Below are 26,656 nucleotides of genomic sequence, written 5' to 3' on the forward strand. Positions count from 1 at the left end.
CACACGTTCGAATCGTGTCGGGTGCGCCAGGGAGGCATGTGTCGGATGTGCCGGGGGTGTGGCTGCCTATTCGTTATCGGAATCCAAGAGCTCCGGAACGTATACCCGGCGCAATGGCAGTAATCCTTTGTGACGCGCGTCGAATTTGTCGTAGTAGTCAAAAATAAGCTGCACGAGATCTGCACCGTCCAACAGTCGTAGATTGCCTTTTCCCTGTCCAAAGGTCCGCGCCGGAGCGGTATAAGTGCCCAACGTTACGAACAGTCCATATTCCCCGGGAGCAAGCTTCCCCAAAAGTGCCGATACATCCTTGTCGGTTATGGCTCCGTCACCGCTCTTGACTTGGACTTTGATAATGGGCGGTTCGATGCCAAGATGGTCCTTATGCGCAATAATGTCGACGCTAGGTTCGTTCTTGCGGGTCAAGCGCGCATAATAGCCCATACACTCCAAGAGATGCACAATCACGCCTTCTAGCGGGATACCTTTAACTTCCTGAGCTAAGCGTTTGATCACGAAATCTTTGGTCGTTTCTTCAATATCCTCCGCAACCGCCGCAACAGTCTCATCGAGTGTAGGCGAGGCTCCAGGGACCGGCTTGCCTTCGATGGCTGCACGAAACTCATCGGCGTAATTCTTCACTTGAAAAAGGCTGAGCGCCGATCCGATCTCGTAAAGCGCACCTTGCGTGAAGTGCGTTCTTGGCAATTTTCGAAGCCATTCTACGGAGCGAACGTTTGGATATCCCGGCTCTGTTTCGGCATCATATCGATAGACACTTGTCACTTTACCCAGATTGACCATTCGATCGCTCTTTGAGGGATAAAATGACGATGTCGCCGATATCCATTTCGTGAACAAACCGAAATAGTTGCCCTGCATTATTGGCTATCGCCCCCGGCTTTTTGCCTACATAGACGCTAGAAACTCGCTTCTTAAAGGCCTCACGATCACTCTTTAGTTGCGACAGGTCGCCCATCTGCGCCCAGCCAACTGCAATGCAGTTCTTTTTCAGAAAAAGACTTTCAGCATCTCCTGTCCGGCCGCCATGAATGCCCCACAGCGTAAAATTGGCGTCCTTGCTCATCGATCTTGCTCATTTCGTCGTTGGTCGGAGGGGTGCCTAAGCCACCGCGCTCTCGTTAATGGTCTCGATGTTCCTGACCAGCCGCGTGACTTTTTCCGCATCGAACAATTGTTCGGGGCCGGTAGGAGCAAGGTCCGTAAAGGGCGGTTCGTAGAGCAGGGCGGGGTCCATTGCGCCCTGATTCGTCAGATGCTCGATCACGAGATTAATGAATTCGATCTGGTTGGCGGTTGCCGTGCCGGGAGCAATGAAGTCTGCGAACATCGCGCTGACTGCCGCCCGATCCAGCCCCACCAGTGATCGCACAAATCGGCCAAAGCCCTGACTGGTTTCCCGTGCGCGCTCGATGTCGCCGGTTTCGCCAATGTTGGCGTCAAGCAGCATCTTTTCGAGTTCGCTCAGATCGGAAGCTGTGAGCGGCTTTCCCTGCCGCAGCTTGTAAAGCACGATATGGTCTTCGTGGGCTTTAAGGAAGTGTCGGGCCTTCAGCTTGAAGCGGACGAAATCGACTTCGCCAACCTGCGGCAACGCATGTTCGACCCCCTCGCCAATCTCATCGGCGAAGTTCGAGTATACTACGGCGCGCTTTGAACGCTCGATATGCTGGATCAGATCCCGCAACCGTAGCCGCGCAAGTTCCAGCAATGGCACGGTGAGGCCTTCCCACCACTGTTCGGTCTGAATCTCTTCGATCAGTTTTGCCTGCTGGGCGATCGCCGGGATGCCGGTTTGGCTCTCCAGCGCCGAAACTATTTCAAGAAGCTGTTTGCGCAGAGTGTCGAAACGTTTTGATCCCTTGAGCAAAGCCAGTTCAATCGAAAACATCAAAAGATCGAAGCGCTTGGCCTCTTCGGTTCCGAAACTCCGCTCGAACGGCAGCGATGCGATCTCCTGCAGCAATTCCTCCCGATCGTCGTCGCCGATCGTCGTCCATGCCTGCAGATCCCGGTATTTTTCCACGGCGCGGCGGTGCTGGCGCACGATGACGTTGTCGAGATTCAGGCTCGCGACGGTTTCCTGGAGAGTCTTGAGCGCATCGGCGCGAATCGCTTCCTCGGTCGGCGGGGCAGCAGTTTCGTCAGAGGGCTCGTAGGGTTCCTGATCGCCCGCCGAAAAGCCATCCGGCTTCCCGCGCTTTTCATCCAGAGCCCGCACGAGGTCGACGCGCGCTGCGAACAGGCGATGCGAGAGCGATTTCGGCGCGCTTGCCTCTTTCAATTCTGGGTTGGCGCCGAAGAATTCGAGATTCTGGCAGTAGTCGAAGACGCGAAAGAATTCCTTGTCCTGACCTGGACCAAAGAGGTCGGGACAGAGCCGCGTGCCGCGTCCCATCATCTGCCAGAACTTGGTCTTTGAGCGCACCTGCTTGAAGAAGACGAGATTCACCACTTCAGGAACGTCGATGCCGGTGTCCAGCATGTCGACGGAGATCGCGATATGTGGCGCGGAATTCTTCTTCGAGAAGTCGTCGATCAGCGTCTGGGCGTAGGCGCCGCTCTCATAGGTGATGACCCTTGCGAAGTGCCCTGCGAGATGCGGGTAGGACGCGTTGAAGCGTGCTTCGATGAATTGCGCGTGAGCCTGGTTCTTCGCAAAGATGATCGTCTTGCCGATACGGTCGCCACCCTCGACCTTCACGCCACTTTGTATCAGGTGAGCGATGACGAGATCAACGGTATCCTGGTTAAAAAGCCGCTTGTTGACCTCCGCGGCCTCGATGCTGTCGGGAATCTCCTCCTCGCCCCATTCGAGCATGTCCCACTGATCTTTTTCCGCGTCAGACAGTTCATCATAGCGCAGGCCGGTGCGAACGATCTTGAGCGGCACCGAGATCGCCTTCGGCGGCACCAGGACGCCTTCCGCGACAGCCTCGTCGAGGGAATAGGCATCCGTCGGCACACCATCCTCGAGGTCGAACAGGGAATACGTGTTCTTGTCGATCTCCTCCTTCGGCGTTGCTGTAAGCCCGACAAGGAAGCTGTCGAAATAATCGAAGATCGCGCGGAAGCGCTGATAGACCGAGCGATGCGCCTCGTCGATCACGATGAGATCGAAATGGCCCGGGCCGAATTTAGCGGTGCCGTTTTGCTTGCCCTCGATGAGGTTCATCATGGTGGGATAGGTGGAGAGAAAGACCCGACCTTCGCTGGTGCGCTCGGTCACGAGATTGACCGGGGCGGAATCCGGCAGATGGGCCTTGAACGCGCCTGCGGCCTGATTGACCAGCGCCACGCGGTCGGCGAGGAACAGCACGCGCTTCACCCACCCGGCGCGCATCAAAAGATCAACCAGCGCGATCACGGTGCGGGTCTTGCCAGAGCCGGTCGCCATCACCAGCAACGCCTTGCGCTCGCCGTCGGTCTCGAAATGCTTGGCGATCGCGCGGATGGCGCGCTGCTGATAGGGGCGTTTATAGCCGGCTATGGCGGTGTTGATCTTGGTCTCGGCCAGCGTCTTGCGACTGGTGCGGCGCTGGATCAGCAGTTCCAGTTCATCGCGCTTGTAGAATCCCCCGATCCGGCGCGGCGGAGAGCGCGTGTCGTCCCAAATCCAGTGCTCGTAGCCGTTGGAATAGAAAATCACCGGCCGCTGGCCGTAAGCCTTCTCGAGGCAATCGGCGTAGAGCTTGGCCTGCTGCTGGCCCTGGCGCGCGTCCTTGCGGGTGCGTTTGGCCTCGACAAGGCCGAGCGGCTTGCCGTCCGCGCCCCACAGCACGTAATCGACAAAGCCGACGCCTTCGTTGTTCGGCATGCCCTCGACGCGAAATTCGATGTCGTCCGGCTTGTCGAGCGTCCAGCCGGCCTCGCGCAGCAGAAGGTCGATATAGCGGTCGCGGGTCTCGGCTTCGTTGTAGTCGTGGCTGTCGGGCGTGGCCTCCGCCGCCTTGCGCGTGGCGGCAACTTCGGCACGCAGCGTCTTCAGCGCCTCGTCGAGGTTCTGCTTGTCGGCGAGCAGTTTTGTCAGCTCGCCGTTTCTGGCGTCGAGCGCGGCCTGTTGCGCCTTGATGTGGCTGAACGCTTTTTTCAGCGCGTCGTCCCTGCGCGAGAGAACAGCGCCGTTGAAGACCAGTCCGTCGTCAGGCTTGGTCTTGCGCGCATAGGTGCGGGCGAACCAGAAGCAGACGTGAAACAGCTCCTTCACCGCGCCGACGGCGTCGCCGGGGTTGATCTTCTTCTCCTCATGCACCGCGCGGTTTCGCAGCGTGTTGATATAGCGCGCCTTGCTGTAGACGGCCTCGCCCGCCGCCTGCCGGAAGGTCGGCTCATGAAGGAGGGCCGCGATGTTATCCTGATACGGCAGCTTGAGGCCGGGGTCGTTCTTGAACGCCCACTTCACCGCGACTTCCACCGTCTTTCCCGCGAAGAACGCCGCCGCCGTCGGCGACACGCCGGCCTGCAGCTCCGCCTCCGCGGCAGCCTCGTAGACAGTGGGAAACTCAGCAGCGAGGAAGGCGAAGTTGGACATGCAATTGTCCGTTAAAGCTGGCCGGAAAAGGCGCGGGATTGGAGGGAGGAGAAGAGGGATCGGTCGAAAAGAGAAGTTTGGTCGAATATGCGCTCTAGTTTCCGTAGACTCATCAATTTGACTCCAAATTTATCGACCTGATCCAATGGAGGTAATGCCATTGGTAGATTTCTTAGTATCTCAAGATTGATGTTTTTCTGCGCTACTGTAGGGGCAATTCGCTCGAGCGTTGAGCGAAGAAAAGATAACCAGACGCGAACATATTGCACCATGCCAGGATTCGGGTGCGTGAAGCCGACAACACTGTCCGGAAAGCATGCAGGAAAGGTCAGTATTCCAGTCTGAGCAATGTTAGCTGCAATCGTGATGCACAACGTCCCGGCAGGCCACATTCTGCTCTGGCGAAGGCCATTATCTGAATACGTCGACTTATAGGTAGTTATTAACCCCCGCTGTTGGCGACGTCCCCGGTTTGGATAAGTGGATAAGGACCGCCAAGCAATTTCGGATCATTGCGTGGTCTGTGCTTGGAAACGCCCCTGTCAAGCTGGCCGACGCAGCCGAATAAAGTTTGATTGTAGCCTTTTGGGTTGCTCACGGGATCCCCAAACATCTCCAGAAAGATCGACTGCGTCAGACCATCGAGCAATTCGAGCGCGCGCTTGCGCTTGCGGCGCAGGTCGTCCGCCTTGTCCAGAATCGCCGCGATCCGCCGCTGTTCGGGGAGCGGGGGAAGGGGGATTTCAAGCTCTAGGCAGCGTCCTTGATTTAGATTCGAGATATTTGTTGTTTGCTGTCCAAAGCTACGTGCGAGTTGCTGCGTGCGATCCGTTGCGAACCAATGATACAAATATCGCGGGAATGCTCGCTTGGGATCAGCCCTTAATACGGAGGTGAAGCCGCCAAATGTCGCTTGATACGGCAGGTCTGGAACCCAGCAGCACTTTCCGACCAGGTTCCAGCTATTGGCGCTCGAAACGAGAATATCTCCAGCGCGAAGAAGTTTATCTATCTTGATTGGCGATTTTGGTATGAAGACCAGGTCATCGTCTTCCAGGTCAGTCTGAATGTTTTTAGTTCGCATGCATGCGATCGCATTTGAATCAGCCGCAATCGACACGTCTGCCGGTTTATAGGTCACCCCACGAATAAAGTCAGCGACTTCGCCCAAGCGGACGACAGGTGACAAAAGTGTCTGGAAAGGCGCATTCACAACATCCCCTCCAACTCCGCCAGCCCGTCCGCGATCTCCTTTTCCAGTGCCTTCAGCTCGGCGATGATCTCCTTCGGCGGGCGGTGCTCGGCAGCTTCGTGCACCACTTCCTTGTAACGATTGATCGAGAGATCATAGCCGGCCGCGGCAATCTCGGCCTTCGGCACACAGAAGCTCTGCGCGGTGCGTGGGCGATCGCGCTCAGAACCGTCGCGTTCCTTCCAGCGCGCGGCGATGTCGGGCAGGTTGTTCTTTGTTAACTCCTCATCACTCAACGCAAGCGGGGTGAAATGAAGCTGATTCTCGTCCCATGTACCGGGGCACGGGCCGAGCTTTTCAGGCGGCAATAGCGGTGTACGCTTGTCGTCGAGTGAAATTCCATCCGCCTGACAGTCATAGAACCAGACGTTATCGGTGCCGCCGGAATTGGTCTTGGTGAACAGCACGATCGCCGTGGAGACGCCCGCATAGGGCCTGAACACACCGGACGGCAGCTTGACGATGCCGTCGAGCTTGTGGTCCTCCACCAGCATTTTGCGGATCGCCTTGTGCGCGGTCGAGGAGCCGAATAGCACGCCGTCCGGCACGATCACCGCCGCCCGCCCGCCGGGCTTCAGCAGTTTCAGGAACAGCGCCATGAACAACAGTTCGGTTTTCTTCGTCTTGACCACCGAGAGCAGGTCCTTCGCCGTGGTCTCGTAATCGAGCGAGCCCGCGAACGGCGGATTGGCCAGCACCAGCGAATAACGATCCTCGTCGCCGGCATGTTCCTGCGAGAGCGAATCCTTGTAACGAATATCGGGATCATCGACGCCGTGCAGCGTCATGTTCATGGAGCCGATGCGCAGCATGGTGCCGTCGAAGTCGAAGCCGTGGAACATCTCCTCGTGGAAATGATCGCGGCTTTCCTTCTCGTGAAACAGTTTTGGATGATTTTCGCGCAGATATTCGCCCGCCGCGACCAGGAAGCCGCAGGTGCCGCAGGCCGGATCGACAATAATGTCCTTCGGCCCCGGCGCGGTCATCTCGACCATCAGCGAAATGATGTGCCGCGGCGTGCGGAATTGCCCGTTCTGTCCGGCTGTCGCGATTTTCGACAGCATGTATTCGTAGAGGTCGCCCTTGGTATCCCGATCCTCCATCGGCAATTTGTCGATGAGGTCCACGACCTTCACCAACAGGGCCGGAGAGGGGATGGTGAAGCGCGCGCCCTTCATATGGGTGGAATGTGCGGTGCCGGTCTCGGCCATGTTGCGGAGAAACGGAAACACATGTTCTGAAACCAGATCGAACATGGTCTTGGGGTCGCTGATATTCTTCAGCTTGGACCAGCGCATCTCCTCATAGGCAACGCCGCCGCCCTTGCCGATGCCGTCCTTGCCGTCGGGGAAAATGCGCCGCTCGATCGGCCTTTTAAGACGCGTCGCCTTGTTTTCCTCAAGCAGTTGCGCCTCGTCCAGCCCGCGCATGAACAGCAGGTAGGTGATCTGCTCGATCACTTCGAGGGGGTTGGCGATCCCGCCTGCCCAGAATGCATTCCAGACCCCGTCAATCTTGGACCGTAGTTCGCCCGTCAGCATGTCCGCTCCCCAAATCAGGTGCCAACCTAATGGGAGGGCCGCAAATAGGGAAGGCGTTCGTTACATCAGGGCGCCATGAGCGTGGCCGCGAGCCAGATTCGTCCGATCAGAGAATCCTCGAAACGGCGTCCGAAACTCCCGGCGTTTGCCGCCGATAGATGCTCATGAAACGCTTCTGAAACGCCGCTGGGGACCTTTCATTGCAATAGCGGTCCAGGATCTCCGGTTTGATCGGAGTTGCGGCCGCGGCGATCAGCTTGTTCGCGGTCTCCTCGGCGGGTTCGTCCGGCGCGACCTTGACGACGGCTTCGCCATACTCGGCAAACGCGCCAATGTCGGACACCAGAACGGTTTTGTTCTGAAGCATCAACTGGGGCACGATGCCGGAGCTTTCGCCGAGCGCATGCTTGCGAAGCTGGATAGCGACATGGCACTTCTTCATGCAGGCGACCAGTTGGCGGTCGGTCGGACTGTCGAACAGCTCATAGTCCACCCCCTCGAAGACTTCCGGATAGGTTTCGACAAAATTCCGGACATGGAAACCCGCAAGCAGAAGGCGCGCCTTGATTCCTCTTGAGGCAATGCTTCTCATCGCGTCAGCGATGTGGTCGATACGCTTGTTGAAATCGATGATGCCGAAAGCCCCGACGACCAGAGCATCATCGTCCGGCGGATCGTCATCGAGTGTATCGGCACCTTGCGGCAGAAAGACCGGATGGAAAATCTTTTCGACCATCGCCGGCGCTTCGCCGAGATCACGAAGCACCATTTCTCGCGCGGTCTCGGAGTTTACAAGAAACTTGTCGATGCCAATGTTGTTGAAGAACCGAATGCCCAGCATATCGGCTGAGGCCATTTTGAGGTGAAGATCCTGATCCAGCGGATTCACCTCGATCTTCCGTTTGTAGATCGACGTCATCAGGTCGAGTAGTTCCTTGGGCGACGACTCGGTGCCTTTGGCGACGATGTTCAGTAGACAGGGATCGTGAATGTAGAGCACGATCCGCTCGGTTCCTCCGAACGACGACAGCTTGCGCAGCAGAGGGAAGATGTAATCGTGATGGTTGGAATTGCCGATGGCGATCACGATCCTGTCGTATTGCATCACCTGGTCGAGCGTCATGAAGGCGCCGACGTCGAACAGACGAGGCCCGTTGCCGCGCCCCCTCAGCATTCGCTCCTGCGCGAAATACCAATCCATGTCGATCGCCGGCGCAAAGATATCGACCGGGCCTTCAAAGCCCATCCAGGAATAGAGCGAACAAGTTGCAATGCCGGTGTCCATCGGCAGCAAGCACGAAACGAACGCGATCCGTTTCTCGACTTCGGCTTGCGGCTGCAATGCGCTGGAAAAAGAATGGCTCAGCGCCAGTGAAGCTGCGCCATGATGGACCTGGTTCTGGTTCATGTAGCGCTTTAGATCGTCAAAGCGCCAGCCGTTTAGAGTGAAGTAGCTTTCACGGGCGACATGAGCCAGCTTGGGCGACACGCGGGCCATCAGCCGATAGGCGGTTCTCAGCATCGGCCCCCCTAAACGTAGAGGCCGGCGGGCCAACGGTCAGCAACGCCGGAGACCTTCTCGGCAATTGCGAATATCCCGTCACCCCGGTGTTCGGTCGGCAGCTTCATTTTCCAGAGCAGATCGAGGCCCTGCTGTAGCGGGGCCTCGAATACGTCCTGGGTCTCGACTGACGTTGGATTAAACCCTGCGCTGCGCAGGAGGGTGGAGACGCTGTGAACGTCGTGCTCGATATTGTGTCGATACGGGCTACGCGAGCGCTCGTATTGCATGAAGAAGTGTGGCCGATAGCCGTTTGCGATCTTCCAGAAATTGCGCGCGGAGCAACAGTTTGGTGTCGTTACGATGATCTGTCCGCCGACCTTCGTAATCCGGTTGAGTTCGGCCAACATGAACATCGGATCGATGTCCATGTGCTCAAGCACTTCGCAGCAGAGCACCAAATCGAAGGTTTCGCTCTCGAAAGGAAATAACTCATGCTCGACGTTGACGCTGACGGACAGATTGCGTGTGCGAACCTCGCAAATCACAAAGTCTCGATCGGTGTATTTGTCCTCGATGCGTGCCGACAGTTCGTTGCCAACGACCCGGCCATAACCGTAGGTGTGCTTCAGTCCGACCTGAAACAGAACTGTTGACCCGATTTCCAGGGCGGCTCGGTCCGGGCCGCCGTGCGGGATCATCTCGGCGGTGCGCAGAAACCGGCCGCGGTGGGAAAGATAGTAGTCTAGGCTGAAACCGGTTCCGCCTTCTTTCCGTAGTTCGGAAAGGTGAGCGTCAAAGAGGTCAGATATTGTCAAAGTTCACCCCGAGTCCACCAACCGGCGACCAAGGAGGTGGTGCCGGGAGCTTGACATCAGCGACTCGGGTGCTGACCCCACTGCTTAATCCGGACACGTGCCTTCGCACGCATCCTTTTCAAGGGATCTATCCGTGGGACTCCCAGCATAAGACTACTGGTGCTCCCGAGCCGCCTTTACCGCATTGATCGCTGTCAAGACAAACAATGCGGTTACAGGATGCCTCAATGGAACTTGCGGGGTCAACCTGAAATTGACCGCGGTGAGATGAACCGCGATAGGGGATGCGAAGCTGTTAGGCCCCAAGAATCTGGCGGAACATCTACCAGGAGCCTTGAAGCGTTAAAGCGTGAGTGGAGGCGAGCTATCCCAGATTAGCGAAGGGCCTTCCTAATCTGGGTCCGATCTTCAGGAATTGGACTGAAACGTTCATCTTCGTGGACCCGCGCGACGGATCGCCTGAGACATTCATGGCCCGCAACGCAGGCGGCGCGGAATAGGACGGCTGAAGTCGAGAGTTGAGGCGCCTGCCTCAGCTCTCGACTGTGAACTGAAGTCCGGCATTGTCTTCCAGCCGCTTGATCAAGCGATCACCCAGCGCTGCGCCCGGCGTCCAGATGCCGCCAGGGACGTCCTGCGCATCGCGCACGAGGCAGACGGCACACTCGGCGATCATCTTGGAGGTGGATCCGTAGCCCGGATCGCGATCGCCCTTGACCGAGACGCGGACCTGCCGGCCGTCCAGCGACACGCCGACGAAGAGGATGTCGTAGAGTCCTGTCTCGCGCTCTTCCTTTGAGGGGCCTTCGCCGGGCTTCGGTCCACCCGGTCCGCCCATCGCGGCATTGGCCGCGACGATAGCCTTGGCGGTCGCCTCGCCCTTCTCGCCGGGGCCGGCCAGCATCATCTCGTCGTAGATAAAGTCCTGGCCGTACGGGAAGCCCATCAGAAGATTCGACCGGTGCACATTGCGGGTGTTGATCGTCGCCATCACGAACGGCGCGACCCACATGCCGAGTTCGTCATCGTGAAGCGGCTTGTTGCCCGGCGGCTGTTTCGGGCCTTCGAAGCCCGGCGTCAGCGCAAACGGATTCTTGAGCAGCGGCACGATGCTGAGATCCTTCGCGGCGGCGGCATATGTCGCCTTCAGGCTTGCTGCGGTGCCTCCGGAGAACGTGCCCTTCATCTTGCGGACGCGGCCTTTCACTCTGTGCACGGCAGCGCCGAGCTGTTTCTTCGCCGCGTTCTGCAAGAAGAATACGCCGAGCTCGAATGGAATCGAATCGAACCCGCACGAGAACAGAATGCGGGCGCCGGTGGATTGCGCCTTTGCGTGATGCGCGTCGATCATCTGGCGCATCCATGCAGGTTCACCGCAGAGATCGAGATAATCGGTGCCGGATGCGGCGCAGGCTGCGACAAGCTCGGAGCCGTAAAGCTGATACGGCCCGACGGTGGTGAGCACCGCTTTGGTCTGGCCGACAAGCGCCTTGAGCGAAGCGGGATCGCTCGCGTCGGCCTCGATCAGCGGCGTGTCTTTCGGCGCGTGGATCTCGTCACGGACGGCGGCGAGCTTGTCGCGGCTGCGGCCTGCCATCGCCCATTTGAGATTGCTGCCGGGACCATAATGCGCGGCGAAATACTCAGCGACGAGCTTGCCCGTGAAGCCGCTTGCGCCATAAACCACGACATCGAATTTTGGCTGGGTCATCGTTGTGTCCTCAAATCTCCGCTGGTTGCACAGGGCTTATGCCAGCAATTTCCGTAATTCCGCCTTTGCCACTTTCTCAAGCGTCGAGCGCGGCATGTCATCGACCAGCCGCACCTCGCGCGGCACCTTGAAGTCGGCCAGCGCTGCTTTGCAGGCATTCAGAATATCATCGTGCAGCGTGGGCGGCGCGCCGTCGAGACCCTTGGTCGGAATCACGAACACCACCGGCACCTCATCCAGCATCGGATGCTTCTTCGCAACCACTGCCGCCTCCCGCACGCCGGCAACGGTGATGACGACCTGTTCGATTTCGGAGGCGGCGACATTCTCGCCGCCGACCTTCAGCATGTCCTTGGCGCGGTCGCCAAACCGCATGAAGCCGTCTTCCAGAATCTTCACACGGTCGCCGGTGATGAAATAGCCGTGCTCGTCGAAGCTGTCGCGCGTGGCGGTTTCGTTGTGCAGATACTCCTTGAACAGCGAGAGGCCGGGAACACCGCGAATCAGAAGGTCGCCGGTCTCGCCGACTTGCGTCGGCGCGCCGTGCTCATCGACGACACGGATGTCATATTCCGGCGCGGCGCGGCCGATGGCCAGCGGAATGTTGGGCTGATAAGGCTCGCCGACGATGCCATGGGTGATGGTTTCGGTCATGCCCCACCAGCCGATGGTCTTTACGCCGAAGATCGCGTCGGTCGGCGGCTCACAAATCGCGCTGCCCCACAGCCGGAAGTGATGGTTCTTGGGCGCCTCTCGCTCCATCAGCGCCTTGACGCAGAACGGCACCAGCGAGGTCCAGGTGCTGCGATGCTCCAGCGCCGTCGTCCAGAACCGGCTTGCGGAGAAGCGCGGCTGGATCACGGCAGTGCCGCCGACCCATAGCGTCGACAGCATGGAATAGGCCAGCGCATTGGTGTGGAACAGCGGCAGATAGATCTGGTGAATGTCCTGCGGCCGCAGGTCCTGATGCACGGCGTTAATCTTCGCGCCCCACAGCGCATTGGCGTGTGTCCAGAGCACCGCCTTCGGCCGTGATGTGGTGCCGGAGGTGTATTGCACGCTGCACGATGCATAAGGATCGGCGGGACGGCGCGGCCTGTCCGCGCTGTCGGCAAATAGCGCCTCGAAGCTCTCGCTCTTTGGCGGTTTGTATCCTTGCGCGGGTGGTGCGCCTGCGTCATGCGAGGTCACGGCAAGCCAGCGCAGGCCACGGCAGTTGGCTGCAACCAGTTCGGCATAGGCGGGCTGGGTAATGGCTGCGACGGCGCCGCAATGGCCGGCGAAATACTCCATCTCTGCAGGCGCGGAGCGGGTGTTGGTCGTTACGGCAATGGCACCGAGTTCGACGCAGGCAAACCACGCCAGCAGCATCTCGACGCAGTTGTCGAGATGGATCAACACGCATTCGCCGGGCTTGACGTTGCGTTTCGCAAGGCCCGCGGCCAGTGCGCCGACGCGGTCGTGGATTTCACCGTAGGTCCATGGACGCGACGGTGCGTCGAACGGCGCCCAGATCAAGAACGGATGGTCGCACCGCGTCTCGGCGCGCAGCCGCAGCAGCCACGGCACATCCAGTCCGGCGAAGGGGCCGACATGACCCGGCGCGAGATCGATCTTAGGCATGTTTTCTCCCGTCCCGCTTGTCCGTTGCGGGTTGCCAATTGCTTGAAGGACGGGGCTGGCGGAGTCAACGGGGCAGCCGCGCAAAGCCTCATGCCGCGGAGAGCGTCACGCGCAGCCCGTCCTTGGGCTTGGGGATCGGCCACATCTGCCACGACGGCACATAGCCCGGCGCCATGCTCACCCTGAGGTTTTGCAGGAAGTGGAACGCGAAGCATTTGGCCTGCATGTAGGCGAAGTGAAGTCCGATGCACATATGCGCGCCGCCGCTGAAGGGGATGAACGCAAAGCGATGACGCGCACGCTGGGCTTCGTCGGTGAAGCGCAGCGGGTCGAATGTCTCGGGATCGGGCCAGTGTTCGCTCATGTGGTGGGTGAACAGCGGGTTCATGCTGACCAGCGTTCCAGCGGGAATATCAAAGCCCTTGAAGCTGAAATCGCGTGTCGCCCGACGCGGGATCGACGGCACCGGCGGCTTCATCCGCATGGCTTCCTTGAATGCCATTTCGGTGAGCGGCATCGCGTCGAGTTTCTCGAACGGCAGCGGCGCGCCGGGTTCGATCCCGAGCGAGGAGACTTCGTCGCGCAATCGTGTCTGCCACTGCGGATGCGCCGCGAGCAGCGCCACGAATGACGTCAGCGACGATGTCAGCGTGTCGTGCGCCGCCATGATCAGGAAGCTCATGTGATCGACGATGTCCTGGGTCGAGAGCAGGGCGCCGTCTTCATGGGTGGCGTGGCAGAGTTGCGAGAACAGGTCGTCGCCGCCGTTCTCGCGCCGCAGCGGAATCTGCTGCGAGAAATACGCGACGATGCGCTGGCGTCCCCTGACGCCGCGCGCCATCTGCGTGCCGGGCCATGGCTGGCGGATCACCGCGACGGACGCGGCGATCATGTCGACAAAAGCGCGCGTGACGTCATCGACCTCGGGGCCGATGCCGGTGCCGAGAAACGACGTCGCGGCGAGATCGAGCGTGAGCTGCTTCATGGCCGGGTAGAACAGCATCGGACCCGGCGCCTCGCGCCACTGATCGACGCGTGCCGCGATCCCCGTATCGAGCTGCGCGAGATAGTTTTTCATCGGCCCGGCCTTGAACGCGACGGACATGGCGCGGCGATGCAGCCGGTGTTCCTCGAAATCGAGCAACATCAGTCCACGGGGAAACAGGCGCCCCAGAATTGTTTCCCATCCGTTGGTCGAGGAAAACAGCTTGGTCTGGTCGAGCAGCATGAACTCGTTGGCGTCCGGACCGAGCAGCGAGACGCTGGTCTCGCCAAGGACGCGCGAGCGATAGATCAGCCCGTATTTCCGGGCCATCGCATCGACTTCGCCTTTCGGATCGGCGAGGACGCTGAGCGTTCGTCCGATAAACGGCCAGCCTTCGTCGCCGGGAATGTGAGCAAGCTTGCTGCGGTCCACCATGAGGGGGGCTTTGATCGCAGCCGGTGACGTCAGGCTTTGCATCGACATGGCGTTTCCCTGAAAAGGATGCGGGAATTATCGCCGAGTTGGCGATGGCCGACAACTCTGATCGCGGCTGGTCGGTGAGTTGTAATGCTGCGGTGCATTGCGCCGTGAGCCCGGAGATGCCTGTGGATCAAGGGGACTCCGCGGCTGCTTCCGCCAGGGCCTCGATGCGTTTGCGGAATGACCGCGGCGATTCTGCAAACACCCGGCCGGACAGCGATCGCGCGCGGCTAAGGTGAAACTGTTGCCGGGTGTCGATCCGCGGCGTCAGGCGTGACCGCCAGGGCGCCAGCGGTTGCTTCGGTTGAATCAAGCCGCGGAGAGCAACGAGATCGTTGCTCCTGCCAAGCTGCGTGCGCAGCTTCTGCACCTCGTCGATGAAGGTATTCCACATTTTTGGCCACAGCGGCGCAATGAGGTCGAGCTGATAGCGAAAAGCTACGACAGCCTTGCGGAAATCATGAACCTCCTCCGGCCTGGCCGTGTCCCATTCGCGTGGACGGCGCCGGCGGGCCCGGCGATAGGATTTTGCGAGAGCGGTCACGATGTCGTCGAAGCGGATGTGTTCAAGCGGCCAGTTTGCTGCGCAGGCGGACGCCCGGGCAAGGCCGTCGCGCAGGTGTTGAATGGCTGCCGGATGAAGATGCTCGGCCTCTATGGCCTTTCGCGCGTCTTCAAGCCGCTGGGTGAGAGTGGCTTTGGTTCGTTCCGACAGCGGCGGGGTCTTGGCATCTTTCGGTTTTACAACGTCGGCCAGCGCATCGAGAACGGTCTGTGCGTCGCGGCTGCGGCCGAGCTCGCGTGCGAGGCTGCTGGCCTCATGTCGCAGAGCCACTGTCTCGTCGCCGATCGAGTCCTCGAGCAACCGCAACAAGGCTCTCCAGCGCTTGAGCGCGACGCGCAGTTCATGAATGGTGGTGCTGGTTTCGTTGCTGGCGAGCTTTTCTTGCGCGGCCCTGGCCATAGCCAGAGTGTCATCCGCGACATCGCGCAGCCAATGGGCATTTGGCTCAGCTTGAGGGACCGCCATCATCGGCGTCTGTCCAGAACCGGTTCGCGCCAAATTTACAGTTTCTCCGCGCCCATGGAAGTTGTCTCTTCAGTCATACTGGATGGTGAGCGGGCCGGCAGGCACCCTCATGCCGGGACGATGGTCTTGCCGATCGGCCACAACGCGATGGCGCCGAGCTTCAGATGCGCCCAGGCGAACGGAATACCGATGATCGTGATGGCGAGCAGAAGGGCCGTAAAAAGATGGCCAAGCGCCAGCCACCATCCGGCCAGGACGAGCCAGATCAGATTGCCGATAAATCCGAAAATGCCGGTGCCGAAGTCGCGCTCCCCGATATAGATCTCGCGCGAGACGGCTTTCTGGCCGAACGGAAACAGCGTGTAGATGGCGATATTCCAGGCACCGCGCGCCCATGGAATTCCGATGATGGTGATGGCCATGATCACGGCGGCGACGGCCCAGCCGAGCGCCATCCAGAAACCGCCGAGGACGACCCACAAGATGTTGAGCATAAAAGAGACGGGGGACATCGGAACCCATTCAATGGACATCACGTGCCGCAATCTAGCACATCCCGGCGTTGCCGTCGCGGAAACCGGCACGGCAGGAGTAGCCAATCTCGAATGCACTGCCCATATAATGCACTGCCCATATAAAGCCGGACATCAGGGAGGGCACGATGCTGAAATTCAATTTTGCGGTGGCGGCTGGCGTCGCGGCACTTGCCGTGCTTGGCGCCGCCGCGCCCGCCAGAGCCGATGCGCCGTTCTGTTCGGAAAATTACAGCCGCACCGGGATGGGCCGGGTCTGCGCCTATTACACCTACGACCAGTGCCGGGCGGCCACCAGCGGGGTCGGCGGCTCGTGCAGTGCGAATGCCTGGTATCAGCCTTATGAACCCGCACCGCGCCGCTATCGCAGGCACCGTCATCGTCACTGATACCGTCCGCGAGTTTACCGTCTCATATCCTCGGCGCGGCGTGTCCGCGCCGATATTTGTTTGCGGGGAAGGCTGAACCCGTATTGCTGGGCAGCCGTATTTTTGGAACGCTGGCCTGACAAAGGTCGCGCTGGGAAATGGCATCGCAACGGTCATGAGCGTATCGCACGAACAGGGTGCAGCGGACACCGGCGGCAGGGACGATTTTTACAGCGCCATGCCAGTGTTTCGCGGCTTCGCCAATCTGATGGATCCGTCGCTGTACCGGCCGGTGCCGGACGGATGGCTGATCGGTGTCGCCGACATCGTGCAGTCCACCAAGGCGATCGCGGACAATCGCTACAAGGCGGTGAACATGGCCGGCGCTGCGGTGATCGCGTCGGTGACCAATGCGCTGGAGAGCCGCGATTTCCCGTTCGCCTTTGGCGGCGACGGTGCGAGCTTCGCGGTTTCGCCGCGGGACGCCGGTCCGGCGCGGGACGCCCTGGCTGCGACCGCGACCTGGGTCAAGGAAGATCTCGATCTGTCGCTGCGCGTTGCGCTGGTGCCGATCGAGGCCATTCGCGCACAAGGTCTCGATGTGCGGGTGGCGCGTTATGCGGCTTCTCCGCATGTGTCCTACGCGATGTTCTCCGGCGGCGGGCTGGCGTGGGCGGAAGCCGCCATGAAGCGCGGCGAGTTCACCGTGGCCCCCGCGCCGTCCGGCGCGCATCCCGACCTCACCGGATTGTCGTGCCGGTTTTCCGAAATGCCGGCAGAGCGCGGCCTCATCCTGTCGATGCTGATCGTGCCGGGCATGTCGTCGGACAGCGCCGGATTTCGCCGCCTGATCGAGGATGTGGTGACACTGGTCGAGCGAAGTCCCGGCGCGGGACGGCCAGTGCCATCCTCGGGTCCGCGCATGCGCTGGCCAACACCGGGGGCGAATTTCGAGGCGCTGGCGCAGCGCGGAGGATCGCTGTTCAGGCGCCGCCTCGGCGTTCATGCCATGACACTGTTCGTGTATGTGCTGTTTCGCCTCAATATTTCCGCGGGCGGTTTCGTGCCGAAGATTTACATGCAGCAGGTGGTGGAAAACTCGGATTTCCGGAAATACGACGACGGCCTGCGCATGGTGCTCGATTGCAGGCCTGAGCTTGCCGATGCGCTGGAGAGCCGTCTCGCGGCGGCAGCCGCTTCCGGCACGGCACGTTACGGTCTGCACCGTCAGGATGCGGCGATGATGACGTGTTTCACGCTGTCGGCATCGCGGCCGGATCATTTCCATTTTGTGGATGGTGCGCGGGGCGGTTATGCCTCGGCCGCCACCGCGCTGAAAGCCACACTGAACTAGATCAGGTCGCGGTTTACATGACCGGTCATTGAAAAGCGACGTGGAAAGCGGCACCATCGCTCCGTTTTTCCGCGCGCGTCTCATCTTCTCAACGAGTGAACAATGGCCAGAGTCAAATCCAGGGAGGCGGGCGTGCGCGGCCGAATCTCTCGTGGAATCGGGATGGCGCGCCAGCTCGGCCGCTTCGCGCTCGGTCTGCTTGTTGTTCTTGGCGCCTTCGATATCGCCCGCGCCGCCGACGAAGATGACGACGAGTCGGTAAAAACAGGTCCGAAGCAGCCCAACATCTATCTGGATTACAATACGCAATACACGACCGTGCCGCCGGGCGTCCTCGCGATCGGGTTCAGGAACTTCGTTTCTCCGATCCCGGCGGCGGCGCAGGTCGTGACGCTGAACGCGCCGTTGACGGTGGATATCACCGAACGGTTTTCGCTGTACGGCGGCGTCAGCGCCAGCACGGCGCGCAGCGATGCCGCGCCTTGGTCATCGATGACGCTCGACAGCTGGAACATTGGTTTCAATGCCGATGTCATTCAGCAGGACAGCAAGACGGTCACAGTGATTTCGACTCTGACGCGGTCGATCACCAGCGCGCCGGGACTGGCCTCGACATCGAACCAGACGGTGGTCGAACTGGATTATGGCCTCAACGAAGATCAAACCCAGGGTCTGCTGTTCGGGACGCGATTGACCGCCGTCTGGGTGGATTCGGGTCTTGCAAAGGTCGAGCCGGCGTTCGTCGGCTATCTCGGCGGTTATTATCAATGGCCGAACAACTGGAAGGTGTCCGCTCGGATGGGCGTCCAGACCTTCGGCGGCGCCCAGATCGGCGCCGGTATCCTCAGGGCCAAAGCGTTCACCCAGCCGTTGCTCAGGTTTGATCTCGAGCGGATGGATGACAACGACAACCGGTTGTTCGGCGCTTCGGTCGAAGTGGCCTGGACACCCGAGCCGCTTGTCCAGTTCACGTTACGGACGCCGCTTTACGCGGTGCGGAACTGAGCGTGCAATCGCCGAAACGAGAAACCGGAGGAACAGGCATGGACATTCACGGCGGCAGGCAGCGTCTCGATGTAAAAGGGGCAGACGTTTCAGGTTCGACCTTCGAGGACGTCAACATGTCGGGCTGCACGATGCACGACATCAATCTCAGCGGCCTGCGGATCGACTACACCAACCTGGCCGGCCTGCACATTAACAACGCCAATATGTCGGGGGCCTGCCTCACGGACTGCCGGATCGAGGGCATGACCATCAACGGGATCAAGGTCGAGGATATGCTGGCGGCCTACGAGAAGCAGAAATAGAGAGCCCCGGCCCCTGTTCGACTTTGGGCGAAGTCCTCAAATTTAGGTGGAACTTTACCGGTCCGGCGGCGTTTGGCCCTGTTGGTACGGGGTTACATTGAATGGCCTTTGAGAGCACCGCCTTGCAGCGATCGAACCGGTTCGAGGATGCCCTGACCCCGGAAGGGCGATACCGGCTTCTGGTGGAAGCACGATTACGCCATTTACATGCTCGACCCGGAAGGACGGGTCACGAGCTGGAATGCGGGCGCGCAGCGTTTCAAGGGCTACACCCACGACGAGATCATCGGGCGTCATTTTTCGCAGTTCTATGGCGAGGAGGACCGCAAGGCCGGGCTTCCGGCGCGCGCCCTGGAAATTTCTGCCCGCGAAGGCAAATTCGAAAACGAAGGGTGGCGCATCCGAAAAGACGGCAGCCGGTTCTGGGCTCATGTGGTGATCGACCCGATCCGTTCGCCTGACGGCCGGCTCGTCGGCTTTGCCAAGATCACGCGCGACCTTACGGAGCGCAAGGCGGCCCAGGATCGTCTGCGGCAGAAGGAAGAACAGTTCCGGCTGCTGGTGCAGAGTGTGACCGACTACGCCCTCTATATGATCGACCCGGAAGGTTACGTCAGCAGCTGGAATCTGGGCGCGGAACGCATCAAGCAGTATCGCGCCGAGGAAATCATCGGCCAGCATTTCTCGAAATTCTATACCGAGGGCGACCGCCTGAAGGGCGAGCCGCAAAACGCGCTCGCCACCGCGCGGCGCGAAGGACGTTTCGAGAAGGAAGGCTGGCGTGTGCGCAAGGACGGCACGCAGTTCTGGGCCAACATCATCATCGATCCGATCCGCGACGAGACCGGCGCCATCATCGGCTTCGCCAAGATCACCCGCGATATCACCGAGCGCAGGGAAACACAGAAAGCGCTCGAGCAGGCGCGCGAGGCGCTGGCCCATTCGCAGAAGATGGATGCCATTGGCCAACTGACCGGCGGCATCGCGCACGATTTCAACAATCTGCTGATGGTCATTCTCGGCAGCCTTGAATTGGCCGGCAAGCGGCTTCCGGACGATGCGCGGATCGCGACGCTGATTTCCAATGCGACGCAGGCGGCGCAGCGCGGCGCGGCGCTGACCCAGCGCATGCTGGCTTTCGCGCGGCGTCAGGATCTCGATCTCAAGCCGATCGATATTCCCGCGCTTGTGCGCGGCATGACCGATCTGTTGCAGAGTTCGCTCGGACCGTCGGTGCAGATCGAGACGCACTTTCCGCTCAAGCTCGACCTCGTCCATGCCGACGCCAATCAGCTCGAAATGGCGTTGCTGAATCTGGCGGTGAACGCGCGCGACGCGATGCCGGACGGCGGCAGTATCGTCATCGCGGCGCGTGAGGAAACCGTCAAGCCTCGCTCGCGGAGCAAGCTGAAAGCCGGCCGTTATGTGCGTCTTTCGGTGAAGGACACGGGCGAGGGAATGGACAAGGCGACGCTGAGGCGCGCCATGGAGCCGTTCTTCACCACGAAAGGTGTGGGCCGCGGCACCGGTCTCGGACTGTCGATGGTCCACGGCATGACCGAACAGTCCGGCGGGCGGTTCTTCCTGAAGAGCCAAAAAGGCGAGGGCACGACGGCGGAAATCTGGCTGCCTGCCGCGAAAGCGGCCCGGCCCGCGCAGGGCGGGCGTTTCATCAAGGACGGCGTGACCGGCACCCGTCCGCTGGTGGTGCTTGCTGTCGATGACGATGGTCTTGTGCTGATGAACACCGCGGTGATGCTGCAGGACATGGGACACACGGTGTTCGAGGCGACGTCAGGTAACCAGGCGCTGGAGATCTTGCGGCGCGAGCCCTCGGTCGATCTCGTCATCACCGATCATGCCATGCCGCGGATGACCGGCGCGCAACTCGCAGCCGCGATCAAGGCCGAGCGGCCGGAGCTTCCGGTAATTCTTGCGACTGGTTATGCGGAATTGCCGCCAGACGTGGATGCCCGCCTGCCGAAGCTCGGCAAGCCGTTTCGCCAGCAGGAGCTGATGCAGGCAGTTACCGCGGCCATCGCGAACTAGTCTCTTTTACAAATACAATTTGAGAGTTTGTGCGCCGCATGACGCAGGTGCGGCGCTGTGCATGTGCCTGCGTGGCGCCCCGGTCAGCTTGACGCCCCCAGCCGCGGGCCTAAGCTGCCGGTGCTCAAAGTGCCGAATGAATTTTACGTCTTGATTCCTGTCAGGAGAAAATCATGTCAGTTGCACGCGTGACCGAGCTCATTGCCGCTTCCCCGAAAAGTTTTGAAGATGCCATCCAGAATGGCGTCAAGCGCGCCGTCAAGACATTGAAGAATGTCGAAGGCGTCTGGGTCGCGAACCAGAAATGCGTCATCAAGAACGGCAAGATCGCGGAATACCGCGTCAACCTGAAGGTGACGTTCATTCTCAAGGACTGACGCGCGAAGAACCGGCGCGTCTGCATATCACATCTTGCTGCGGCGATGATCCTGCTCTCGACACGTCGAGGCGGGCAGGACTATCCTTTGTTCCATGAGCGGACACGAGCACGACGACCATCACCACGGCCATGGTGACCATCATCACGGCCACCATCATCACCACGATCACGATCATTCCGAATTGTCGGAGACGGAATTGCGTGTCCGCGCGCTGGAGACGGTCCTCACCGAGAAGGGCTACGTCGATCCGGCGGCGCTCGATCTTCTGATCGAAACCTACGAGACCAAGGTCGGGCCGCGCAACGGCGCGCGCGTGATCGCCAGGGCGTGGTCAGATCCTGCTTATCGCGCACGTTTGCTGAAGGACGCGACGTCTGCGATCGCCGAACTCGGTTATGCCGGGCGGCAGGGCGAGCACATTGTCGCGGTGGAGAACACCGGGCAGCGGCACAACATGGTCGTGTGCACCCTGTGCTCCTGTTATCCGTGGTCGGTGCTCGGGCTTCCACCGGTCTGGTACAAGGCCGCGCCGTATCGCTCGCGCGCGGTGATCGATCCGCGCGGCGTATTGCGCGATTTCGGAGTCGAGCTTCCGCTTGAGACGGAAATCCGCGTGTGGGATTCCACCGCCGAGATTCGCTATCTGGTCGTGCCGCAGCGTCCAGCGGGGACCGAGGGCTGGAGCGAAGAGCAACTCGCCGAGCTCGTCACCCGCGACAGCATGATCGGCACCGGCTTTCCGAAATCGCCCGAACAGGCTGCATCATGAACGGCGCACACGATATGGGCGGGGTCGATGGCTTCGGCCCGGTGATGCCGGAGCCGAACGAGCCTGTGTTTCATGCCGAATGGGAGCGGCGGGTGCTGGCGCTGACGCTGGCAATGGCTCGGCCCGGCGGCTGGAATATCGATATGTCCCGCTTCGCCCGCGAGGACCGCTCGCCTGCGGATTATCATGGCAAGAGCTACTACCAGATCTGGCTTGCGGGTCTTGAACGGCTGATGCAGGAGCGCGGGCTTGTGCTGCCGGATGAAATCGAGGCAGGGCATGTGCTGCATCCTCCGAAGGCCGGTGTGCCTGTTCTGGCGCCCGGCGATGTCGAGAGCATGCTGCGCCGTGGCGCGCCGACGGAGCGCGAAGCAACCTCGAAGCCGCTGTTTGCTGTCGGCGACCGGGTGCGCGCGAAGAACATTCATCCGGAAGGTCACATCCGGTTGCCGCGTTACGTGCGCGGCCATGCCGGCGTGGTGGAGTTGCTCCATGGCGCGCATGTTTTCGCGGACAGCAATGCGCGCGGTGACGGCGAGAATCCGCAGCAGCTTTACACCGTTCGTTTCACCGGCCGCGAATTGTGGGGCGATCGCGCCGATCCCGCGAGCACGGTTTCGATCGATGCCTGGGAGCCGTATCTGGAGCGTGCCGAATGACCATCGACCGGCACGCAGCGATGCAGGCGGCAGCCAGCATTCCCGGACTTCCGCGCGACAGCGAGGGTCCGGTCTTTCGCGAGCCATGGGAGGCCCGCGCCTTTGCCATGGCGCTGGCGCTGCATGCGCGGGGTCTGTTCACCTGGCCGGAATGGGCGGACGCACTGGCCAGGCAGATCAGGCGTGCGCAGGCCGAAGGCGATGCCGATAACGGCGAGACCTACTACCGGCACTGGCTCGCGACACTGGAGCAACTGGTGACGGCGAAGAACGTCGCGCCCGCGGCTGAACTGCATCGCTACCGCGATGCCTGGGACCATGCAGCGGATCGCACGCCACATGGTCAGCCGATCGAATTGACGCCGGAGGATTTCGGCTAGCTAGCCCAGTCCGCCGTTGAGGAACGGATTAGTCGCGCGCTCATGGCCGAAGTTCGAGCCGGGGCCATGGCCGCAGATAAAGCCGACATCGTCGCCGAGCGGCAGCAGCTTGTCGTGGATGGAGCGGATCAGGGTGGCGTGATCGCCGCCGGGCAGATCGGTGCGGCCGACCGAGCCGTTGAACAAAACATCGCCCACGATTGCAAAGCGCATGTCCTTGTTGAAGAACACCACGCTGCCCGGTGAATGTCCGGGGGCGTGATAGACGTCGAACACGAGATCGCCAATCCTGAGCTGATCGCCTTCGTTCAGCCAGCGGTCGGGTGCGAAGTTGCGTACGCCGGTCATGCCGAAATTGGCGCCGCTCGCCACCACGTTGTCGAGCAGATATTTGTCGGCGACATGCGGCCCGATGATCGGCACTTTCAGTTCGTCGCGCAGTTCCGCCGCGCCGCCGACATGATCGATATGGCCGTGCGTGATCCAGATCTCGTCGACCGTGATGCCGGCCTGCTTGATTCCGGCGAGGATTTGCGGAACGTCCCCGCCCGGATCGATCACGACTCCATGCATGGTCGCGGCGTTCCACAGCAGGGTGCAGTTCTGCTGAAAGGGGGAGACCGGCACGATCAGGGCGCCAGCCTTTGCTGGTTCCTTGGCGGCTTGCTTCGATTCATTTGTCATGCGGCCACAATGCTGATTTTTTGCGCCGCGCCAAGCGGATTCCGCGCAGGGGCAGGCCTGCGGTGGCAGGTCAGAGTTTCGCTCTGCGGTCAGGCTACCCGCAGGTTTGGCTGTCCGGCGATGGCCGGGCCGGCGATCTCGAACGGTTCCGGCCGGCCGACGCCATAGCCTTGCGCATAATCGACGCCGATTTCGCGCAGTGCCTGAATGGTGGCGTCGTTTTCGACGAACTCGGCGATCGTCTGCTTGCCCATGACCTTGCCGATGCGGCAGATCATTTCGACCATGGCGCGGTCGATCGGATCGTCGAGCATGTCCTTCACAAAGCTGCCGTCGATCTTGAGGTAGTTCACCGGCAGATTCTTCAGGTAGCCGAACGAGGACATGCCGCTGCCGAAATCGTCGAGCGAGAACCGGCAGCCCAGCCGCTGCAGCACGGTGATGAAGCGGGCCGCATTGTCGAGATTGCCGATGGCGCTGGTCTCGGTGATCTCGAAGCAGATCATCGTCGGCGGAATGTTGTGAAGCTCGAGTTGTTCGCGAACGTAGTCGATGAAGCCCTCGTCGCTGAAGGTCGCGCCGGACAGGTTGATCGCGCATGTAGCGATGGTCGCCGATGCGGCGCGGCCAAGCCGTGTCGCGATGGTCTCGAAAGCATGACGCACCACCCAGCGGTCGATCAGCGGCATCAGGCCGTAGCGCTCGGCGGCGGGAATGAAGTCGCCGGGCGGCACCAGATTGCCGTCCCTGTCGCGCAGGCGGAGCAAAAGCTCGATATGCGCGCCGTTCTGGCTTGCGCCATGCAATCCGACGATGCGTTGCGCATACAGGCAGAAACGGTGCTCATCCAAGGCATCGTGAATCCGCTGGACCCACGCCATTTCGCCGAACCGGTGCAGTAATTCGCTGTCGCTCGGATTGTGGATCTGGATACGGTTGCGGCCCTTCTCCTTGGCGAGATAGCAGGCGAGGTCGGCTGTGCGCAGGGTCTCGTCCTTGGTCGCACCGCCCCGGATCTGCACCAGGCCGATGCTTGTGGTGATCGTGAACGGACGTCCATTCCAGACGAAGTTGAGATCGTGAATCGCCTGCCGCAAGCGTTCGGCGACGATCGCAGCGCGTTCGAGACCACCATTCTCGAGCAGGATCGCGAATTCATCACCTCCGAGACGTGCCAGCAGATCGTCCACGCGCAGATGCTGCTGCAGTGAGTCCGAGACTTCGCACAGCAGCTTGTCACCGGCGGCATGACCGCAGGTATCGTTGATGATCTTGAACTGGTCGAGGTCGAGAAACATCAGCGCATGCGGGCCGTCCTGGTCACGGTCCATCCGCTGCAGGGCCTTTTCCAGCCGGTGTTCGAACTCGCGGCGGTTGGCCAGCTTGGTCAGGCTGTCATGCGACGCCTGCCATGACAGGCGGGCGATGTATTTCTTTTCGCTGGTCATGTCGTGCAGCACCAGCACCGCCCCCGCGACGGCACCGCCCTTGTAGACCGGCGTACCGACCATCGAGATCGCCACCGACGTGGAATCGGGCCGTTGCAACAGTTGAGGGCGAGTATTGGCGGCAAGATCGTGTCCGTTCAGGATTTGCGCGATCTGGCCCTCGCGCGGCTGACCGCTTTCCTCATCCAAAATCCGGAACAGCGAGGTCAGTGGCAACCCTCTGGCTGCAGTCGCCCGGCAGTTCACGAGGCGTTCGGCGGCCGAATTCATGTAGTCGACACGGCCCTGAGCGTCGGTGCTGATGACGGCATCGCCGATCGAAGCCAGCGTAATCTGTGCGCGTTCCTTCTCAGCTTGCAGCGCGTGCACGAATCTGCGGCGCTGCGCCAGGAAATAGCGGGTCAGCATCATCAGCAGCAGCACCAGCAAGCCTGCGGTGAACAGATTGGCGATTGTGAGCACGAGCTTGACCTGCCGCGATCCATTGCCGAGGTTTTCGGCGAACGCCATCGCTTCGGGTGCGAAGCGCGCATTGAACTGGTCGATCCGGTCGCGCAGCGATTCGAGCTGCTGCGGCGAAATCGGCGTGCCGTTCTGTTCGATTTGGATTTCCCGCGCGAGGGAGGCGAGGTCGTCCAGCAACGGATCGGTATTGATCCAGTGCACGATCGCCTTCTTGAAAGGCGGAAGCTGACGAAAATGCTGGTAAAGCCAGATGATGCCTTCGATGTCGTCGGCGTGAATGCCGCCTTGCAGGAAGCCGCTATGAGCCGTTGCGAGGTCCGGTGGATTTTGCTCCAGCGCGATGCGCGCTGCGCGGTCGCCGAGCGGTCCGGCGATGGCATTTTGATATCGCTCGTAATGCCTGTCGTCGCCGGTTTCGCCGTAGAGATAAAGATGGTGGACCGCGTCCTTCTGTCCTTTCGACCACAGGCTCTCGCCGCCGACATAAGCCCGCACCGAGGAGAGGATGTTCAGGCTCATCCCCGCAAGAAATGCCTGCAGCAAGACGATGGCAATGAAGGGCGAGACCAGCCGCAGCAGCCGCATATTCACGGACACAAGATTAAACTTCATCGGACGCGTACGCCCCCTGCCTGCTGCTCGACGCGGAATCCCTGCTTCCATTCCCAGTACCAGTCGCGCCGGACTGCTTCGGGCAGTCACGATGCGCATCCCGACATTGGCGGCATCTGATTAAACCCACATTCCCCAAGTAAATCGCTGAT

The 26,656-nt window shown here is 60.6% G+C and carries 22 protein-coding genes and 1 pseudogene; 9 read left to right on the forward strand and 14 right to left on the reverse strand.

The window, feature by feature from the left end; translation table 11 throughout:
- Nucleotides 1-66: 66 nt before the first annotated feature.
- The 12 genes from I554_RS25875 to I554_RS0125180 form a co-directional block, all read right to left on the reverse strand.
- On the reverse strand, nucleotides 67-804 hold the full coding sequence (locus I554_RS25875; RefSeq protein ID WP_196812806.1) for a restriction endonuclease: 738 nt from the start codon (nucleotides 802-804) through the stop codon (nucleotides 67-69).
- The gene (locus tag I554_RS27520) at nucleotides 788-1,087 is read right to left on the reverse strand and encodes a hypothetical protein (protein ID WP_196812805.1); all 300 of its coding nucleotides are present in this window, start codon (nucleotides 1,085-1,087) and stop codon (nucleotides 788-790) included. The genes I554_RS25875 and I554_RS27520 overlap by 17 nt, the downstream gene beginning before the upstream one ends.
- A gap of 36 nt (nucleotides 1,088-1,123) precedes the next feature.
- Complete coding sequence (locus tag I554_RS0125135; protein WP_024574136.1) at nucleotides 1,124-4,552, reverse strand: DEAD/DEAH box helicase family protein; 3,429 nt, start codon at nucleotides 4,550-4,552, stop codon at nucleotides 1,124-1,126.
- Nucleotides 4,553-4,994: 442 nt separating this feature from the next.
- The gene (locus I554_RS0125140; protein ID WP_051358712.1) at nucleotides 4,995-5,765 is read right to left on the reverse strand and encodes a restriction endonuclease subunit S; all 771 of its coding nucleotides are present in this window, start codon (nucleotides 5,763-5,765) and stop codon (nucleotides 4,995-4,997) included.
- Nucleotides 5,762-7,345, reverse strand: a complete 1,584-nt coding sequence (locus I554_RS0125145) for a class I SAM-dependent DNA methyltransferase (RefSeq protein ID WP_024574134.1) — start codon at nucleotides 7,343-7,345, stop codon at nucleotides 5,762-5,764. Before I554_RS0125145 ends, I554_RS0125140 begins: the two co-directional genes overlap by 4 nt.
- A 106-nt stretch (nucleotides 7,346-7,451) precedes the next feature.
- Complete coding sequence (locus I554_RS0125150; RefSeq protein ID WP_024574133.1) at nucleotides 7,452-8,867, reverse strand: hypothetical protein; 1,416 nt, start codon at nucleotides 8,865-8,867, stop codon at nucleotides 7,452-7,454.
- A gap of 8 nt (nucleotides 8,868-8,875) precedes the next feature.
- The gene (locus I554_RS0125155; RefSeq protein WP_152527744.1) at nucleotides 8,876-9,664 is read right to left on the reverse strand and encodes a methyltransferase domain-containing protein; all 789 of its coding nucleotides are present in this window, start codon (nucleotides 9,662-9,664) and stop codon (nucleotides 8,876-8,878) included.
- Between the two features lie 532 nt (nucleotides 9,665-10,196).
- Nucleotides 10,197-11,375, reverse strand: a complete 1,179-nt coding sequence (locus I554_RS0125160; RefSeq protein WP_024574131.1) for a saccharopine dehydrogenase NADP-binding domain-containing protein — start codon at nucleotides 11,373-11,375, stop codon at nucleotides 10,197-10,199.
- Nucleotides 11,376-11,411: 36 nt separating this feature from the next.
- Complete coding sequence (locus I554_RS0125165; RefSeq protein ID WP_024574130.1) at nucleotides 11,412-12,998, reverse strand: AMP-binding protein; 1,587 nt, start codon at nucleotides 12,996-12,998, stop codon at nucleotides 11,412-11,414.
- A gap of 88 nt (nucleotides 12,999-13,086) precedes the next feature.
- Nucleotides 13,087-14,466, reverse strand: a complete 1,380-nt coding sequence (locus tag I554_RS0125170) for a cytochrome P450 (protein ID WP_024574129.1) — start codon at nucleotides 14,464-14,466, stop codon at nucleotides 13,087-13,089.
- Between the two features lie 127 nt (nucleotides 14,467-14,593).
- On the reverse strand, nucleotides 14,594-15,496 hold the full coding sequence (locus I554_RS0125175; RefSeq protein WP_024574128.1) for a CHAD domain-containing protein: 903 nt from the start codon (nucleotides 15,494-15,496) through the stop codon (nucleotides 14,594-14,596).
- 104 nt (nucleotides 15,497-15,600) lie between these two features.
- Nucleotides 15,601-16,005, reverse strand: coding sequence for a YccF domain-containing protein (locus I554_RS0125180; protein WP_024574127.1), 405 nt, complete (start codon nucleotides 16,003-16,005; stop codon nucleotides 15,601-15,603).
- 149 nt (nucleotides 16,006-16,154) lie between these two features.
- Between I554_RS0125180 and I554_RS0125185 the strand changes: the two genes are divergently transcribed.
- The 9 genes and pseudogenes from I554_RS0125185 (at nucleotide 16,155) to I554_RS0125225 (ending at nucleotide 23,295) form a co-directional block, all read left to right on the forward strand.
- Nucleotides 16,155-16,415, forward strand: coding sequence for a DUF3551 domain-containing protein (locus I554_RS0125185; protein WP_024574126.1), 261 nt, complete (start codon nucleotides 16,155-16,157; stop codon nucleotides 16,413-16,415).
- A gap of 154 nt (nucleotides 16,416-16,569) precedes the next feature.
- Nucleotides 16,570-17,748: a DUF3095 domain-containing protein gene (locus tag I554_RS0125190; RefSeq protein WP_024574125.1), complete on the forward strand. Its 1,179-nt coding sequence runs from the start codon at nucleotides 16,570-16,572 to the stop codon at nucleotides 17,746-17,748.
- A 102-nt stretch (nucleotides 17,749-17,850) separates the two neighbouring features.
- Nucleotides 17,851-18,753: a hypothetical protein gene (locus I554_RS0125195; protein ID WP_244432862.1), complete on the forward strand. Its 903-nt coding sequence runs from the start codon at nucleotides 17,851-17,853 to the stop codon at nucleotides 18,751-18,753.
- Between the two features lie 38 nt (nucleotides 18,754-18,791).
- A complete protein-coding gene (locus tag I554_RS0125200) occupies nucleotides 18,792-19,058 on the forward strand; it encodes a pentapeptide repeat-containing protein (RefSeq protein WP_024574123.1) in 267 nt (88 codons plus the stop codon).
- 122 nt (nucleotides 19,059-19,180) lie between these two features.
- Nucleotides 19,181-21,107: pseudogene (locus I554_RS25880) on the forward strand (PAS domain S-box protein).
- 173 nt (nucleotides 21,108-21,280) lie between these two features.
- Entirely contained in the window at nucleotides 21,281-21,484 is a 204-nt protein-coding gene (locus tag I554_RS0125210) for a dodecin family protein (RefSeq protein ID WP_024574122.1), read from the forward strand.
- Between the two features lie 94 nt (nucleotides 21,485-21,578).
- Entirely contained in the window at nucleotides 21,579-22,256 is a 678-nt protein-coding gene (gene nthA, locus I554_RS0125215) for a nitrile hydratase subunit alpha (RefSeq protein WP_024574121.1), read from the forward strand.
- On the forward strand, nucleotides 22,253-22,915 hold the full coding sequence (nthB, locus tag I554_RS0125220) for a nitrile hydratase subunit beta (RefSeq protein ID WP_024574120.1): 663 nt from the start codon (nucleotides 22,253-22,255) through the stop codon (nucleotides 22,913-22,915). Before nthA ends, nthB begins: the two co-directional genes overlap by 4 nt.
- On the forward strand, nucleotides 22,912-23,295 hold the full coding sequence (locus I554_RS0125225) for a nitrile hydratase accessory protein (RefSeq protein ID WP_024574119.1): 384 nt from the start codon (nucleotides 22,912-22,914) through the stop codon (nucleotides 23,293-23,295). The genes nthB and I554_RS0125225 overlap by 4 nt, the downstream gene beginning before the upstream one ends.
- On the opposite strand, the gene I554_RS0125230 is transcribed toward I554_RS0125225, so the two are convergent.
- A complete protein-coding gene (locus tag I554_RS0125230) occupies nucleotides 23,296-23,979 on the reverse strand; it encodes an MBL fold metallo-hydrolase (protein WP_024574118.1) in 684 nt (227 codons plus the stop codon).
- 89 nt (nucleotides 23,980-24,068) lie between these two features.
- Complete coding sequence (locus I554_RS0125235; RefSeq protein ID WP_024574117.1) at nucleotides 24,069-26,504, reverse strand: EAL domain-containing protein; 2,436 nt, start codon at nucleotides 26,502-26,504, stop codon at nucleotides 24,069-24,071.
- Nucleotides 26,505-26,656: the final 152 nt, after the last annotated feature.

The sequence above is a fragment of the Afipia sp. OHSU_II-C1 genome, assembly GCF_000497575.1.
In the GTDB taxonomy this organism is placed as follows: domain Bacteria; phylum Pseudomonadota; class Alphaproteobacteria; order Rhizobiales; family Xanthobacteraceae; genus Afipia.